The sequence below is a fragment of the Aliiroseovarius crassostreae genome, assembly GCF_049803815.1.
Lineage (GTDB): Bacteria > Pseudomonadota > Alphaproteobacteria > Rhodobacterales > Rhodobacteraceae > Aliiroseovarius > Aliiroseovarius crassostreae_A.
Genome location: NZ_JBNAGI010000012.1, coordinates 1 through 14,766, shown reverse-complemented (window position 1 = coordinate 14,766; position 14,766 = coordinate 1). Strand labels below are relative to the sequence as shown.

General features: G+C 54.7%; 13 protein-coding genes and 3 pseudogenes. 9 read left to right on the top strand and 7 right to left on the bottom strand.

Translation table 11 applies throughout. The features are described from left to right. Window positions 1–110: 110 nt before the first annotated feature. The 4 genes and pseudogenes from ACP15V_RS17620 to uxuA all read right to left on the bottom strand — a co-directional run bounded on the left by ACP15V_RS17620 (window position 111) and on the right by uxuA (window position 3,930). A complete protein-coding gene (locus ACP15V_RS17620) occupies window positions 111–353 on the bottom strand; it encodes a type II toxin-antitoxin system Phd/YefM family antitoxin (RefSeq protein ID WP_424944583.1) in 243 nt (80 codons plus the stop codon). A 190-nt stretch (window positions 354–543) separates the two neighbouring features. Continuing rightward, window positions 544–1,087, bottom strand: a pseudogene (locus ACP15V_RS17615) (recombinase family protein). A 438-nt stretch (window positions 1,088–1,525) separates the two neighbouring features. After that, window positions 1,526–2,653 (bottom strand): annotated as a pseudogene (locus ACP15V_RS17610) (IS3 family transposase). An 80-nt stretch (window positions 2,654–2,733) separates the two neighbouring features. Next, the gene (uxuA, locus tag ACP15V_RS17605; RefSeq protein WP_424944975.1) at window positions 2,734–3,930 is read right to left on the bottom strand and encodes a mannonate dehydratase; all 1,197 of its coding nucleotides are present in this window, start codon (window positions 3,928–3,930) and stop codon (window positions 2,734–2,736) included. 128 nt (window positions 3,931–4,058) lie between these two features. Between uxuA and ACP15V_RS17600 the strand changes: the two genes are divergently transcribed. The 8 genes and pseudogenes from ACP15V_RS17600 to ACP15V_RS17565 all read left to right on the top strand — a co-directional run. Further along, window positions 4,059–4,760, top strand: a complete 702-nt coding sequence (locus ACP15V_RS17600; protein ID WP_424944974.1) for a GntR family transcriptional regulator — start codon at window positions 4,059–4,061, stop codon at window positions 4,758–4,760. Between the two features lie 38 nt (window positions 4,761–4,798). Next, window positions 4,799–5,776: a TRAP transporter substrate-binding protein gene (locus ACP15V_RS17595; protein ID WP_424944973.1), complete on the top strand. Its 978-nt coding sequence runs from the start codon at window positions 4,799–4,801 to the stop codon at window positions 5,774–5,776. Between the two features lie 83 nt (window positions 5,777–5,859). Beyond that, entirely contained in the window at window positions 5,860–6,354 is a 495-nt protein-coding gene (locus ACP15V_RS17590) for a TRAP transporter small permease (RefSeq protein ID WP_424944972.1), read from the top strand. A 1-nt stretch (window position 6,355) separates the two neighbouring features. Then, the gene (locus tag ACP15V_RS17585) at window positions 6,356–7,633 is read left to right on the top strand and encodes a TRAP transporter large permease (RefSeq protein WP_424944977.1); all 1,278 of its coding nucleotides are present in this window, start codon (window positions 6,356–6,358) and stop codon (window positions 7,631–7,633) included. A gap of 75 nt (window positions 7,634–7,708) precedes the next feature. Then, entirely contained in the window at window positions 7,709–8,683 is a 975-nt protein-coding gene (locus tag ACP15V_RS17580) for an L-idonate 5-dehydrogenase (protein WP_424944976.1), read from the top strand. A gap of 5 nt (window positions 8,684–8,688) precedes the next feature. Then, window positions 8,689–9,612, top strand: coding sequence for a sugar kinase (locus ACP15V_RS17575; RefSeq protein WP_424944971.1), 924 nt, complete (start codon window positions 8,689–8,691; stop codon window positions 9,610–9,612). 162 nt (window positions 9,613–9,774) lie between these two features. Next, window positions 9,775–11,037, top strand: a complete 1,263-nt coding sequence (locus ACP15V_RS17570; RefSeq protein ID WP_424944970.1) for a hypothetical protein — start codon at window positions 9,775–9,777, stop codon at window positions 11,035–11,037. 447 nt (window positions 11,038–11,484) lie between these two features. Beyond that, a pseudogene (locus tag ACP15V_RS17565) lies at window positions 11,485–11,586 on the top strand (helix-turn-helix domain-containing protein); the annotation flags it as partial. A 182-nt stretch (window positions 11,587–11,768) separates the two neighbouring features. On the opposite strand, the gene ACP15V_RS17560 reads toward ACP15V_RS17565, so the two are convergent. The 3 genes from ACP15V_RS17560 to ACP15V_RS17550 all read right to left on the bottom strand — a co-directional run bounded on the left by ACP15V_RS17560 (window position 11,769) and on the right by ACP15V_RS17550 (window position 14,226). Next, window positions 11,769–12,119, bottom strand: coding sequence for a RidA family protein (locus ACP15V_RS17560; protein WP_424944969.1), 351 nt, complete (start codon window positions 12,117–12,119; stop codon window positions 11,769–11,771). Between the two features lie 24 nt (window positions 12,120–12,143). Continuing rightward, window positions 12,144–13,130 carry a YeiH family protein gene (locus tag ACP15V_RS17555; RefSeq protein WP_424943836.1) on the bottom strand — a complete coding sequence of 329 codons (987 nt, stop codon included), beginning with the start codon at window positions 13,128–13,130 and terminating at the stop codon, window positions 12,144–12,146. Window positions 13,131–13,209: 79 nt separating this feature from the next. Beyond that, entirely contained in the window at window positions 13,210–14,226 is a 1,017-nt protein-coding gene (locus tag ACP15V_RS17550) for a D-cysteine desulfhydrase (RefSeq protein WP_424943835.1), read from the bottom strand. Between the two features lie 121 nt (window positions 14,227–14,347). Between ACP15V_RS17550 and ACP15V_RS17545 the strand changes: the two genes are divergently transcribed. Beyond that, on the top strand, window positions 14,348–14,766 hold a 419-nt coding region (locus ACP15V_RS17545), incomplete at its 3' end, for a LysR family transcriptional regulator (RefSeq protein WP_424944575.1).

Here is a 14,766-nt window from a genome sequence, read left to right as displayed (position 1 = left end):
TATTTGTTATCATTGCAATATTACTATATTGCACATGGGGAGCAATCTCGCCAACTTTGTCACCATCACCCAGAGACATCGCCGTCAGTGCGCAGAGGTGAAATTTGCTCTTAGTCGTTTTCGATGCTGGCCTGCAATTCACTCGCAAGGCGGGTGGCTTCGGCATCATCCAGATCATCTACATGATGCGCAGTTTGGGTATCTTTGCATTGGCGCAAAGCTTCAAATTCTTCCGTGGACAGGACAACGAAGCGCGGCTTGCCGTGGCGCGTGATGGCAACAGGCTGTTGCGCGGCGAGGGCCAGAACGTCCCCGGTCTTATTGGCAAGATCTGTAGCGGAAAACTGTCGCATGGTATTTCTTCTTCCCGTTTGAGCTTACCGGCCTAGAAAAATAGGGGGCAGGATAGTTTAGCTAAAATAGCTAAATACCCATGGCTCAACAACACATAACACTACTTCAAACGTCACTACGTTGTGCCGGAGCATTCACTGAGAAGGACAACAGAGAATACCCTGCATGGCAGCGTATGCGCCCCGCTGATCAGCGCAATCTGGAAATTGTGGTGTGAGCTACACCAAGATCCAATGAGATAGCGCGACAGCTCTCACCATTTGCCATGCGCTCGCGGGCAATCTGGCGCTGATGCTCGGTCAGCTTCGGTTTCCGACCAAACCTGACACCCTGCTTGGCTGCAATGGCGCGACCCTCGTTTGCTCGGCGGGTGATGCGTTCCCGTTCGTCTTCTGCAAGAGCAGACAGAAACGCCAGAATGCCCTTGCCTATCGGTGTGGTCAGGTCGAGCCAGGGCTTATCAAGAACTTTCACATATGCCCCGCGCTCAGCAATCCGCTGAATGATGTTGATGCCGTCAATCATGGATCGCGTGGCCCTGTCCCACTGCGATAACAAACACGTCCCCTGCCCCAAGAGCGTCTATCGCACGTTCGAGCTGCGGCCTGCCCTTGACGGATTTCCCAGACATTTTCTCGCGAAAAATCTTATCGACGCTGGCGGCATTCAACGCGCCGATCTGACGATCAAGGGATTGCCCACGACTGGACACTCTGGCGTAACCAATAAGCATGGTTCAAGCCTACCAAACGCGCCCAATATATGCACCGGAAATATGCAACATCTGAATGGCCTTGTTTTCATGGGTCTGAGGCCTTGGTGCAAATATTATGAATTACGCAACAAGGCCGACTTTCATTGCGCCGTTTCTGAACTGGAAAGACGCGGACATTGCCAGCATTGAGTTTTGTGTCTTCGCTGATGCAGCAAGTCTTTGCACGCGCAGCGCGTCTAGCGCTGCGCGTGCAATTCAGGTAACCAAGCTGGTCACTGCATGCCGTCGTCTGGCAGCGATTTCAGGTGCCTTTTCGTCGCAGTCATGGTCCGGGATTAATGCCTGTGTCTGATTTGACGAGAGTTCCGGTTCTTATCTGTAGTTCTTTCGATCAGCTCTCGGAAACTACAAAGCCCTCTGGACCTGTCACGGTTTGATGCCGCTCCGGTTTCTCACTTAAGCGACCTTTCGTTCGAAGGCCAAGGGGCTTTTCCAGCCGAGGGCTGAGTGCCGCCTGCGCGGGTTGTAGAAGCCGTTGATGTATTCAAAGATGGCGACTTCGGCTTCACGACGCGTCCGCCAGGATCGTTGCCACAGAAGCTCAGCCTTGATCGTCTTGAAGAACGTCTCGACTGCCGCGTTCATAGCAGTTGCCTTTGCCGCTCATCGACACCTGGAAGCCATGCTGGCGCAGGAGCTTCTGGTAATCATGCGAGCAGTATTGGCTGCCCCGGTCGGTATGATGAATGCAACCTTTCGGCGGCCTGCGCAGGGCGATTGCCATGTTCAAGGCCCGGATCGCCAGGTCGCGCTTCATCCGATTGCTGACGGCCCAGCCGATGACGCGCCGCGAATGCAGATCAAGGATGACAGCCAGATACAACCAGCCTTCCCGGGTCCAGACATAGCTGATGTCACCGGCCCATTTCTGGTTCGGGCGATCAGCAGCGAAGTCCCTGTTCAACAGGTTCGGCGCGATATTGAAGCTGTGGTTGCTGTCCGTGGTCGCCTTGAACTTCTTGTTTCGCTTCACCTCGATGCCATTCTCCTGCATCAGGCGACCAACGCGGCGATGCCCGACATCAAAACCGAGTTCCTTCAGTTCTTCCGTCATTCTGGGCCTTCCGTAGCTGCCCAGAGATAGGCGGAACTGGTCGCGGATGTGGGCCAGCAACACCATGTCGGTGCGTTGCCGCTGGCTGGCAGGACGCGAGCGCCAGGCCCGGTAGCCCCGAGGACTGACGTTCATGATCTGGCAGAGGCGATTGACTGGAAGCTGATGACGGTGTTCTTCGACGAAGGCAAACCTCATTTGCTTCTCTCCGCAAAGAACACCGTGGCCTTTTTTAGAATGTCCCTCTCCTCCCGGAGCATGCGGTTCTCTTTCCGCAGCTCCGCGATCTCGCGTTCGAGATCGGATTGGGCGGCTGGTTTCTCCGGGTTGCGCCGGTCTTTCTGTATCCAGCGGCTCAATGTCGAAAAACCGATGCCAAGGTCAGCGGCAACCTGCTTGCGGCTCAGACCGCTGGTGAGTGCGATGCGAACCGCTTCGGCGCGGAACTCCGGGGTTGGTTTCTGTGCCATGATGTCTCTCCTTTGTGGCAAAATACCAAGTCAAAGGAGCGGAACAATTCCGTGACAGGTCCACTCGGAACGGATGACTATTAACTAGAAAGCGCCTCTATGATGCCTCTGAGCTCGGCCAAACCCTTCATACGCCCCACGGCTGGATACCCTGGTTGGGAATCGGCTTGCAGATCGCTCATGATATCTTGTCCGTGATCTGGTCGGAATGGGATAGTGGCATCAGATCGACCTTCTTCGTGTCTGCGATGTTCCTCCTTGAGCAGGGCTCTAACCACGGCAACCATATCTGTATTACCTTCAAGGTGAGCTGCTTCATGGAAGCTGCATGGGAGTTCGGCACTTTCGCGGGTTACGTTTCTCAAATGTGCAAAGTGGATTTTTGATCCCAAACGTTCGACCATGCCGGCTAAGTCGTTGTCTGATCGGGCGCCGAGTGATCCGGTGCACAGAGTGATTCCGTTCGAATGAGAATCAATTTCGGTCACGAGTGACTCATAGTCTTGCTCTGTCGACATGATGCGTGGCAGGCCTAGTAGGGGGAAAGGCGGGTCGTCAGGGTGACAACACATCCGTATGCCGTATTTCTCGGCAGTCGGAATGACCTCTGACAAGAAGTCGATCTGATTCGCACGAAGGCGTTCATCATTGATCTCGTGATAGAGTGCCAAGTGTTCACGCAGAGACGCTATGGAATAACCCTCCTCAGCGCCTGGAAGGCCACATATCACATTTGCGACCAAGCGGTCTCGGTCTCCTGCATCCATGGATGAAAAGCGGATCTGCGCTTCCTGAGTGACGTTCGAAGAGTAACTTGCGGTGGCATCTTTGCGATTGAGGATAAAGAGATCAAATGCCGCGAAATCTATTGCGTCAAACCGCATACACCTCGCGCCATTGCCCAGCTCAAACCGTAAATCGGTGCGTGTCCAGTCCAGAACTGGCATGAAATTGTAGCAAACCACTGAGATCCCACTCGCAGCAATATTCGCAAGGCTCTTCTTGTAACTTGCAACGTGGGTTTTCCAGTCGTCGGTCTGGCGCTTGATGTCTTCTGTGACTGGAAGACTCTCTACGACTGACCACTCTAGGGGAACTTCTGTACGCCGTGCCCCTTGTGCAATCTCATCTTGACGTCTTTTTATTTCCTCTTTGCTCCAAACTACACCGTTTGGAAGGTGATGCAGTGCCGTGACGATACCCGTGGCACCAGCCTGCTGCACGTCCTGAAGCGAGACCTTATCTTCAGGCCCAAACCACCTCCAAGTTTGCTTCATTGCGCCTTCTCCCTCAAATAAGCGTCGTGTCGGTTGCTGTGCTTCAGCTACCAAATTCGGAGAAACCATAACAGAGTGTTGACTTGTATGGAAGTATGGATGTATGCATTTGGCCAAGGGAGAACAGAATGTCGCTAGTTTTGGGGAATCTTGAGGATTGGAGGCTCGACCCTTTGCAGGCCGTAGCCCCGCAGCTTCGCTTGATTCTGAGAAGCCGCATTATCCGGAATGACTTGCAGCCAATGAGCCGGCTGTCAGAGCCGGAGCTTGCCAAGGAATATGGCGTTAGTCGCCAGCCGGTGCGCGAGGCCTTCATCACACTTGTGTACGAGGGGCTTCTGGAAATTCGCCCGCAACGCGGCACCTTCGTCAAGAGGATCGACTACAAGTCTGTTCTAAATGGCAGATTTGTACGCGAAGCCGTCGAGGCCGATATTGTGCGCAAACTGGCATCTGATCCTGATCCAGTGCTCGTTCGCGATCTTCGAGCGCAGATCAAAGAGCAAAGCAATGTAAGCGAAGGAAACGCGAATGCCTTCATCGAACTTGATGAACGTTTTCATCGCACTCTTGCCCGAGCAGCAGAGGTCGCTGAGTCATGGGAATACCTCGACACTATCAAATCTCAGATGGACCGCGTTCGTTTCATTACGCAGGAAGAGTTCCCGCTAGCGACGTTGATTCAGCAACATGAGCGTGTCGTTGACATGATTGAGGGCGGGAATGTCGCCTCCGCTGAAGAGGCCATGCGTACTCACCTAGGAGAAATCCTGAAGTCACTTCCAAAAATCCAATCGATGTACCCGCAGTACTTCGAAGGGGCTCCGTGACCAGGAACAAGTGCAAGCCTTACCAATGGAGGAGAATCATGAGGCTCTTTACGACTGTTAAAACACTAGCTGCAGCGACCGCTGTAGCCACAATCGTCGGCACATCGGCGTTCGCGCAAGACATGACCTTGAAACTCGGTCACCTCGCCAACGAAGACAACGCCTGGCATTTGGCGGCGGTGAAGTTTGGCGAGGAGCTATCGTCGCTCACAGACGGCCGAATTGCTGTTGAAGTGTTCCCAAATGAATCCCTAGGCAAGGAAATTGACCTTATCAACGGTATGCAGCTTGGCACCGTCGACATGACGATCACTGGCGAAAGCCTTCAAAACTGGGCTCCGATGGCCGCGCTTCTTGCGGTGCCCTATGGATACACCTCTTTGGAGCACATGGATGAAGTTGCGTCCGGCGATATTGGTCAGCAGATTATCGATCAGATTGTCGCAAAAGCACAGATCCGCCCGATCGCCTACTTCGCACGTGGTCCTCGCAACCTGACCTCTCAACGCCCCATCGCGTCGCCTGCAGACCTGGACGGAATGAAGATGCGCGTTCCCAATGTTCCTCTCTTTGTTGACGTGTGGAGCGCCCTGGGTGCGGCACCAACTCCGATGGCATTTTCCGAAGTCTTTACCTCGCTGCAAAGTGGCGTGATCGAAGGTCAGGAGAATCCGCTGGCGCTGATCCGTTCTGCGAACTTCAACGAAGTGCAGGGCTATGTGAACCAAACCGAGCACGTGCGGTCCTGGATTTATCTGACCATAGCAGAAAGCACATGGGCGAAACTGTCTGCTGACGATCAAGCAGCAGTCATGAAAGCAGCTGCGATGGCGCAGGAATACGAGCGTGGCTTGTTGCTCGATAGCCTCGCTGCGGATCGTGAGTACCTTGAGAAGAACGGTATGGAGTTCGTCGAGGTTGACGGCGCAGCTTTCCAGGCAGCCGCAAAGGACGCAGTTCTCGCAAATGTAAGCGATGAAATCCGTCCGATCGTTGAGGGTTTGTTCTCCAACTAAGCTTGAGAGCTAGTCACTCCCTGGAAGGCCGCTGGGCTGTTATGGTCTTGCGGTCTTCAATCTCCGAAGAATGCGGAACAACGATGCAACGTATTGAAAAAATCATAGTCGCCGTCTGCAGCACAGGGGTCGCAATGTCGTTCCTGGTCCTGATCGCTGCTGTGTTGACCCAGGTCCTGGGCCGCACACTCGGATCCTCGCCCGTATGGACCGAAGAGCTGACTAGATTTGCGATGCTTTACACAGTGACTTTTGGGGCCGGGCTTTCGCTCCGCTCTGGCGATCTGGTGAACGTGGATGTGGTTTGTGAATCCTTGCCGGGGACGTGGCCCCGCCGACTGCGCCTTCTTTCTGCTGTTGCGACCTTTGCTCTTTGCACATTTCTCATCGCGCCTGCCTGGAAGTACGTTTCCATCGGGGCGCTCCAAACATCTCCCGCGCTTGGTGTGCGGATGGACTACATACATTTCTCGGTGTTCGCCCTTCTGATCGGAATTGCGCTCTTCGCGCTGATGCGGATTTTGGCGATGGTGTTCCATGCCGACCAAGGCCAACCCGAAAACCAACTGGAAATCTAAGATGGGTCTTCTTATCCTCGTCACGGTCTTCGTCATCGGTCTTGTCGTTGGCATACCTGTTGCGATCACTCTTGGGCTGAGTTCTCTCAGCTACCTGCTCGTGATGGGCATCCCCGCGGTTGTCATGCCGCAAAAAATGTACGCTGGCATGGATGTCTTCGTTCTGCTCAGCATTCCGGGCTTTATCCTTGCCGGAAACCTGATGAATCAGGGCGGGATCACCGAACGCATCATTCGCTTTGCAAATGGCCTCGTCGGCTGGATCCGTGGTGGGCTTGGCCTCACTAACGTTGGCGCGTCCATGCTTTTTGGAGGTATCACCGGGACGGCGGTCGCGGATGCAGCCTCGATCGGTGGCGTTATGATTCCGGGCATGAAAAAGGCGGGATACCCCGCTGATTTCTCCGCCGCAGTTACGGCGGCATCATCAACTGTCGGGCCGATCATTCCACCCAGTGTTCCCATGATCATCGTCGGGGCATTGTCAGGTATCTCGGTCGGGAAAATGTTTCTCGCCGGCGCAATTCCCGGCATTTTGATGGGTGTGGCCATGATGGTGACAACCTATCTGATTGCCCGGAGGAAGAATTTTCCAAAACAGGAGTGGAAAGGTTTCGCTGAGATCGGTCGTTCTTTCGCCGGGGCCTTTTGGGCATTGGCAATGACGGGTCTCATTCTCTACGGGCTGCTGAGCGGAATTGCCACGCCGACAGAAACCGCAGTCGTTGCAAGTATCTATGCAATGGTCATCGGGCTTTTTGTCTACAAGGAACTGCCACTGCGGAAAATTCCAAAGATCGTCGTTGAAAGCGCGGTGGCCGCGTCCGGCATCCTTGTGCTTGTGGGATTTGCCAATGTATTCGGCTGGATTCTGGTGTCTGAACGCATTCCGCAGATGATTGCGACGGCCGTTTTGTCATTCACGGATAACAAATTCGTCGTGATCCTGATTATCAACATCCTGCTTCTGATAGTGGGCATGTTCATGGAAACGATCGCGGCGTTGATCATCCTGTTTGTACCGCTCCTTACGCTTGCGACATCTGTGGGAATCGACCCGTTGCACTTTGCAACCTTCGCCGTGCTAAACTTTATGATTGGCCTCACCACACCGCCACTTGGGGTCTGCCTCTTCGTTTGTGCGGGTATTGCGCGCCTGCCGCTCACGCCTGTCGTGATTGCCATTCTTCCCTTCATCGCCACCAATATCATCGTGTTGTTGCTGGTGTCTTATATCCCACCGATTGCAACATGGTTGCCGTCGGTCATTCTGCCATAGGAGTTTTCAACTATGTTAGCTTGCCGATTGCACGGAAAGCGTGATTTGAGAGTAGAGGATGTCCCTGTGGAAAAAATGGGACGTCATCAGGTGCTCGTTCGGATCTCCAACGGTGGAATATGTGGATCTGATCTGCACTACTTTTTTGATGGTGGTGTTGGCCCAATTCGCGTTACCGAGCCTCTTGTTCTTGGTCACGAAATTGCCGGGATTGTCGCAGAGATTGGCGATCCGGACTGCGGATTGCGGGTTGGAGACAAGGTTTCTGTCAGCCCCAGCCAGCCCTGCCTCAACTGTCATTTCTGCGGTCGGAAAGAGTACCAGCATTGTACCGATATGAGGTTTCTGGGCTCTGCCAAGACCACACCACATGTGCAGGGCGGCTTTCGCCAATCGCTTATCATGGGGGCTGCGCAATGTGTGAAAATCAGCGATGCTACGCCCTTGTCGCATGCGGCTTGCGCCGAACCGCTTGCGGTATGCCTGCATGCCGCGAGTCAGGCGGGCGATCTGAAGGGAAAGCGCGTACTTGTGACCGGGGCCGGGCCTATCGGGGCCTTGTGTGTCGCGGTTGCAAAATTGCGCGGAGCGCAAGAGATCGTTGCCACCGATATTGCCGATTTCCCGCTGGAGATCGCAAAACGCGTGGGGGCGACCCAAACTTTCAATGTTGCGGAAGCCGCAGAAGAATTGGCCGACTACAAACGCCCTGGCGCGCAGTTCGATGTTGTGTTCGAATGCTCCGCCGCCGCGCCTGCAATCGCAACGGCCATTGATGTGGTCCGCCCAAGAGGGACGGTCGTTCAAGTGGGCGTTGCAGGAAGCTTGGAACTCCCGATTAATGCGATTGTTGGAAAAGAGATCAATTTCAAGGGAACACACCGGTTTCATCAAGAGTTTACCGAGGCGGTCCAACTCATCGACCAGCGCAAGATCAATGTTGAACCCCTGCTGACACACATCTTCCCATTGAGTGAAGCAGAGGCAGCTTTTGAACAGGCTGTTGACCGTTCTGACTCGATGAAAGTCCAACTCTCGTTTGACGGATAGAACCTGTGTTGAAACCCCTTAAAGTTGCCTGCTTTGGCGAGGTGATGATCGAGCTTATGTTTGATGATTTGCCGGCTGATGCTAAGGCGAACATCGCCGGAGACACGTTCAACACGGCCGTCTATCTGCGCCGTGTTCTGGATCGCGCGCACAGCGTCAGTTATGTGACGGCCCTTGGGGACGAGCGTCTTTCAGAGAAGATCGCCCGAGCCATCGCGCATCATCGCATTGGCACGGAACACATTCGCCGCATCAAAGACAAACTTCCGGGCGTCTACTCGATCACGCTTGATGCGCATGGAGAACGTAGCTTTAGCTATTGGCGATCAGATTCTGCCGCTCGACGCATGTTCGAAACGGTGCATGGCCCGGATTTCCAGTGTCTGGAAGGGTTCGACGTCATTTATGCCTCTGGTATTTCCCTTGCGATTTTGCCCGATGCCACGCGACTGGCCTTCCTTGAATGGCTCAAGGGTTACCGAAAAAACGGCGGGCGATTTGCATATGATTCCAATTATCGCCCAACCCTTTGGGAAAGTCGTGAATTAGCAGCGAAACGTACGGATATGGCATGGACCCGATGTGACATTGCGCTGCCGTCTCTGGATGATGAGATGGCCCTGTTTGCCGAAGAAGAAAGTGATGTGATCGCGCGTTTCAAGGTATACGGCCATGCGACTGGGGCAATCAAACGGGGATCTCGAGGTCCGGTTCTTCTTGGAAGTACTGAAGCGCCAAATCAGTCATATCCAGTTGTCTCGAAGGTTGTCGATACGACTGCTGCAGGGGACAGTTTTTGTGGTGGTTACCTCGCTTCTTTCCTGAACTATGCAGATTCCGGCAAGGCTGCCGTCGCAGGTCACCAGCTTGCAAGTGCAGTGATCCAATCCAAGGGTGCGATCGTTCAGACCGATCACTTAGCCAGATAAGTTGAATTGTGAGAGGCGTACTATGACTGAAATAAGCAACCGCCAGGCTATCATAGCATCAGAGATGTCCAAGGCACTGAACAGGCCGACAGTCGTCTTTGGCGCACCAATGGCATTTAGTATGTCGACAGCAGATTTGATTACTCCATCGGGATTTCTGAAATGAAGCGGATCGTTCATTTGGGGCTGGGAAATTTTCACCGCGCTCATCAGGCTTGGTACACGTTCAAAGCCGGAGACTGGAAGATCACCGGTGTTGCGATGACCAACGCCAAACTGCAACAAGAAATGGCGGCGAGTGATAACAAGTTTCTCCTGGGCACATGGAGCCAGTCGGGCCTTTCGGCCGAAGTCATTGATGTCATCGACGAGGTAATATTGGCGAGCAGGCAGGGGGCACTGGTCGCATCAAAGATTGCCGATGAGACCACCCATATCGTCACGGTGACGATCACCGAGAAGGGCTATTACTTGAAACGTGGGCGGCTCGATTTCGCGGCCACAGCGATTGCGCACGATCTGCGAGAGTCAGCCCCTACCTCGGCCATTGGGATCCTCGCCAAGGGGCTGATACTGCGCTTCCAGACGTCTGGAGACCCAATCTCGGTCGTGAGCTGTGACAACCTTTCCGACAACGGAATGAAGCTCAGGAGGGTCGTCTCAGACTTCATCGAAGAACTTTGTCCCGAGGCCTTATCTTGGATAGAGAGCCAGGTGTCCTTTCCCACAACGATGGTCGACAGGATCACACCGCGACTTTCGGAGAATGCTATTGAAGAGATCAGGACTGCTGCAGGTATTCAAACGATGCCAGTTGTAGGTACGGAATCATTTTCAGAGTGGGTCATTGAAGATGACTTTGCCGGACCACACCCTGACTGGGGTGGGGCTGGTGCCACCATTGTCGAGGATGTATCCGCGTTCGAGCAAAGAAAGCTTCGGCTATTGAACGGTGCGCATTCATTCTTAGCCTATGCAGGGCTCAACGCTGGGTACAGCTACGTCCATGAGGCGATCGTTGATGAAGAAATCCGAGAAGGCCTCAACAGGCTCTGGGAGGAGGCCTCTTTAACACTTTCCGGATCGGCAGCCCAAACTGCCACAAAATATCAGACGTACTTGCTGCGGCGTTTCAGAGTAGCTGAAATGCGCCATAGTCTCGAACAGATCGCCATGGATGGCAGCGTCAAACTCTCGGAGCGGCTTGTTCCCGTCATCCGGCAGCGCGCATCCGCGGATCAAATGTCACCATCCGCCGAACTTGCAATAAAAGCATGGGCCAGATTTGTGGTTGATCGGATAACAAGAGGTGAAGCCATCAATGATCCTAACGACAAACGTTTGACGGACATCGTTCGCAAGAATACCGGCGATCCCGTTGAAGCGCTAAGCAAATCCATGTTGGAACACGATTTAGCCGATTGATTTGAACAGTTCAAAAGGAGCGTTCAAATCTGGACTCTGCATCCTCTTCCAGATCACCAACCCTTCGATGGTAGAGATGAGCCCCATTGGAATCTGGGCTCAGCCTATCGGCAGGGCCATTTAGTCTACTGAGTGACCATTCCCTTCGCCGCAAAGCGGCACGAATTTTCTTGCTCGCGCGGCATTTCTTACTCTGCGAGCGCATGCAGCGAGAATATCTAAGCTACAGGAAGGGCTCTTTGCGATCATTCTCTGCGCGTTAAACGAAGGGCTGCTTGTCGGTGGTTCAGCCAGAAAATCATGAATTCAGAGTCTCAGAAATTCAAAGCCCTAAGTGACTGTTTTTGTTACAACCGCGGTCTCAGCAATTAAGTGATCCGACAGCGCGCTACCCTGAAGTGCGACTCCTATTAGAAAACAAAGAGTTATCTAATAGGAGATCGTGGCATGGGAGCCGTTTACACGCAACTGAGCTTGAAAGAACGCCGTAGAATTGAGGATTGGTGGCATGCGAAAGTCCCGGTCCGAGAGATAACCCGTGTCGCCAAATCGGTCATGAAGTTTGTTGCGACACGGAAAGGAGGCTCTTGGAGCGTCGAGGCTTTGGTATGCGGGATTGGATTGATTGATCAAGGTGGGTGGAGTGCGCATTCGCAGCGTCCTGGCGACTGCGATACTATCACACTCATTAGGTTTGAGCCTCGATGTCACACCTATTCTTGGTGTGATGATTACTTTTTCCGGGCCGTGATAATGATCTCGACCTTGTGGTCAGGTGTGGCCAGAGCAGCGCCGCCGCAGGCACGTGCGGGCGCGTGACCGGCGGCAACCCAGCTGTCCCAAACGGCATTCATTTCCGCAAAATCTCCCATGTCAGACAGCCAGATGATCGCCTGAAGAACGTGTTCCTTGTCAGACCCGGCCTCTGCCAGCAGGCTGTCGACCTGTTCCAGGATAAGGGTGGTCTGTTCAGTCACACTGCTGCCCGGCGCGGCCACCTGCCCGGCAAGATAAATCATCTCACCACACGTCACGATCTGGCTCATCCGGTCAGAGCTTTTCATACGTTTAATTCCGGTCATATCAAGTCCTTTCAGTTCGGTTGCTTAGAAACCAAAGCCCATGACAAAAGCCACGGCAATGGCGAGAAGAAAGAGGGTTTCGACAACAAGGATCAGCCCATAGCTGGGCTTGACGCGCAGGATGGTGGCAAGGCTGGTTTTCACCCCAAGGGCGGAAATCGCAATGACCAGACACCAACCGGACAGGGTGGCGATGGCATCGGTGATCACCTGCGGCACCAGCCCGGTGTTTGTCAAAATCGCCAGCGCGACAAACATGACCAGGAACCACGGCAGGGTGATCTTCTGGGCTTGTGCGCCGCGAAAGCTCGCCATGACCACAATCATCACCACCGGCAGCAAGGCCACGCGCACCATCTTGACGAAGGTCGCAATCACCCCTGCCTCGTCACTGATCGAATATCCGGCACCAACAACCTGGGCCACATCGTGAATGGTTGCCCCGATCAGAAATCCGCTTTCCAGATCGCTCATCCCCAGGGCCGCAAACAGGATCGGATAGGCAATCATCGCGATGGTCGACAGGGCGGTGACGCCGATCACAACAAACAGCGTGTCCTGTTCGCGGTCATCTTTCGCGGGCAGAACCGAGGTGATGGCAAGCGCGGCTGAGGCCCCGCAAATGGCCACCGACCCGCCCGCCAACAGGCCAAAGGCCAGCTTGCGACCGAAGAGAAAGGAGAGGATTGCCCCGCAGGCCAATGTTGCCATGACAAAGCCGACAACCGCACCCACCGCGCCCAGCCCGACACTTTCCACATCCCCAATGCTCAGACGCAGGCCCAACAGGCCGACCCCAAATCGCAGCAATGTTTTGGCGGAAAACTCCAGCCCCGGGGTGAATTTCTGATCGTCATAAAGGAAGTGGAACGCCATGCCGATCAGAAGAGCAAACAGCATCGCAGGCGCGCCGTAATGTTCGGACAGAAAGGTCGCGGCGGCGGCGATGACGCACACCAAAAGAATGCCACCAAAGTGGGTGTCCCAGCGGGACCTGATCAGCGACACCATGGTTCGCTCCTGACTGCGGAAATGTGAAACTGGGGCGCGCAACCTGCGTCAGGTCACGCGCACCTGATACTGTCTGACGTCAGCCGACCCAGCGCTTGCTGTGATCAAAGGCCGCGTCATAGCCAAAGAGCGCAGCCGAACCGCCAGTGTGCAGGAAGACGACACGCTCGCCTTTCTTGAAGTGACCTTTGCGGATCAGATCAATGAAACCTGCGGCCCCCTTGGCGGAATAGACCGGGTCGAGCAGGATCGATTCCAGCTCGGCAAACATCTGGATCGCCTCGATGCCGCTTTCGGTCGGAATGCCGTAGCCTTCGCCGACGTAATCGGTGTTGGCCACCACATCTTCGCGCTGCACGACACCGGCACAGCCCAGCTTCTCGGCGGTGGCACAGGCGAGGTTATAGACGTTTTCTTCCTGTTTCGGTTTGGGCGCCCGCACGCCGATGCCCAAGAGAGGGATCTGTGCGTTCATCGCCTTCAGACCCACAATCAGCCCCGCCTGCGTGCCAGCGCTGCCGGTGGCGTGAACGATGTGGTCAAGCTTCAACCCGCGATCATTGGCTTGCGCCAGCATCTCAAACGCGCAGTTCACATAGCCAAGCGCGCCGGTCGGGTTCGACCCGCCCCCGGGGATGGTGTACACTTTTTTGCCATCTGCGCGCAGCTTGTCGGCGACCGCTTCCATCTCGGCATTCATGTCCAGACCGCCGGGGCGCTTTTCGGTGGTGGCACCATGCAGATGGTCCAGCAGAACGTTGCCGTTGTAATTGTAGTTGTGGTTGTCGGATCCGGTGCGATCTTCCAGAAGGATGTGGCATTCCATGCCCAGTTTCGCCGCAAAAGCAGCCGTTTGGCGGGCATGGTTCGATTGGGTTGCCCCCTGGGTCATCACCATCTCTGCGCCCTGCAACTCGGCCTCGGCCATCAGGAATTCCAGCTTGCGGGTCTTGTTGCCGCCGGTGGACAGGCCGGTGCAATCGTCACGTTTGATCCAGATTTCCGGGCCGCCGAGTTCTGCGGTCAGACGGTCCAGACGTTCAAGCGGGGTGGGCAGGTGGGCGATGAAGCGGCGAGGGTAACGGGCGAGATGCATCAGAAAACTCCTAAATTGGTTTTCTCGCATCTTATGGAGGTCAATCCCGCTAATCTAATTCGAAATATGCGCTATAACATGCATATCTTGCATAATATCAGTGTGCCGCTATGGTGACATTATGCAGTTGGATTGGATTGATGACATCCTGGCGGTGATCGACACGGGGTCCCTGACACGGGCAGCAGAGCGGCGGTTTGTGACCCAATCGGCGTTCACGCGGCGGGTGCGGTTGATCGAAGAGCGCATTGGTGTGCCCCTGTTTGACCGGTCCTGCAAGCCGGTCACCATCCTGCCCGGCGTGCAGGCCATGGAACCTGAATTGCGAGAGCTTGGCGCGCGGCTGCGCCGCCTGCAACACGACCTGAAGGCGGCTGCAGATGGTTCGAAGCGGGATGTGACCTTTGTGTGCCAACACGCCATCACCACCACAATCTCGCCATGGGTGGTGCGGCAACTGACCCAGTCACAAGACATTTCCGTGCGGGTGCGATCCGGTAACCGGGACAATTGCCTGATGCTGCTTTTGTCCGGCGAGGC

What these genes read in the sequence shown, in the direction of transcription:
- ACP15V_RS17585 (WP_424944977.1), top strand. Translation starts at nt 6,356, where the DNA reads ATGGGTCTTCTTATCCTCGTCACGGTCTTCGTCATCGGTCTTGTCGTT.
- ACP15V_RS17595 (WP_424944973.1), top strand. Translation starts at nt 4,799, where the DNA reads ATGAGGCTCTTTACGACTGTTAAAACACTAGCTGCAGCGACCGCTGTA.
- ACP15V_RS17555 (WP_424943836.1), bottom strand. Translation starts at nt 13,130, where the DNA reads ATGGTGTCGCTGATCAGGTCCCGCTGGGACACCCACTTTGGTGGCATT.
- ACP15V_RS17570 (WP_424944970.1), top strand. Translation starts at nt 9,775, where the DNA reads ATGAAGCGGATCGTTCATTTGGGGCTGGGAAATTTTCACCGCGCTCAT.
- ACP15V_RS17590 (WP_424944972.1), top strand. Translation starts at nt 5,860, where the DNA reads ATGCAACGTATTGAAAAAATCATAGTCGCCGTCTGCAGCACAGGGGTC.
- uxuA (WP_424944975.1), bottom strand. Translation starts at nt 3,930, where the DNA reads ATGAAGCAAACTTGGAGGTGGTTTGGGCCTGAAGATAAGGTCTCGCTT.
- ACP15V_RS17560 (WP_424944969.1), bottom strand. Translation starts at nt 12,119, where the DNA reads ATGACCGGAATTAAACGTATGAAAAGCTCTGACCGGATGAGCCAGATC.
- ACP15V_RS17580 (WP_424944976.1), top strand. Translation starts at nt 7,709, where the DNA reads ATGGGACGTCATCAGGTGCTCGTTCGGATCTCCAACGGTGGAATATGT.
- ACP15V_RS17600 (WP_424944974.1), top strand. Translation starts at nt 4,059, where the DNA reads ATGTCGCTAGTTTTGGGGAATCTTGAGGATTGGAGGCTCGACCCTTTG.
- ACP15V_RS17550 (WP_424943835.1), bottom strand. Translation starts at nt 14,226, where the DNA reads ATGCATCTCGCCCGTTACCCTCGCCGCTTCATCGCCCACCTGCCCACC.
- ACP15V_RS17620 (WP_424944583.1), bottom strand. Translation starts at nt 353, where the DNA reads ATGCGACAGTTTTCCGCTACAGATCTTGCCAATAAGACCGGGGACGTT.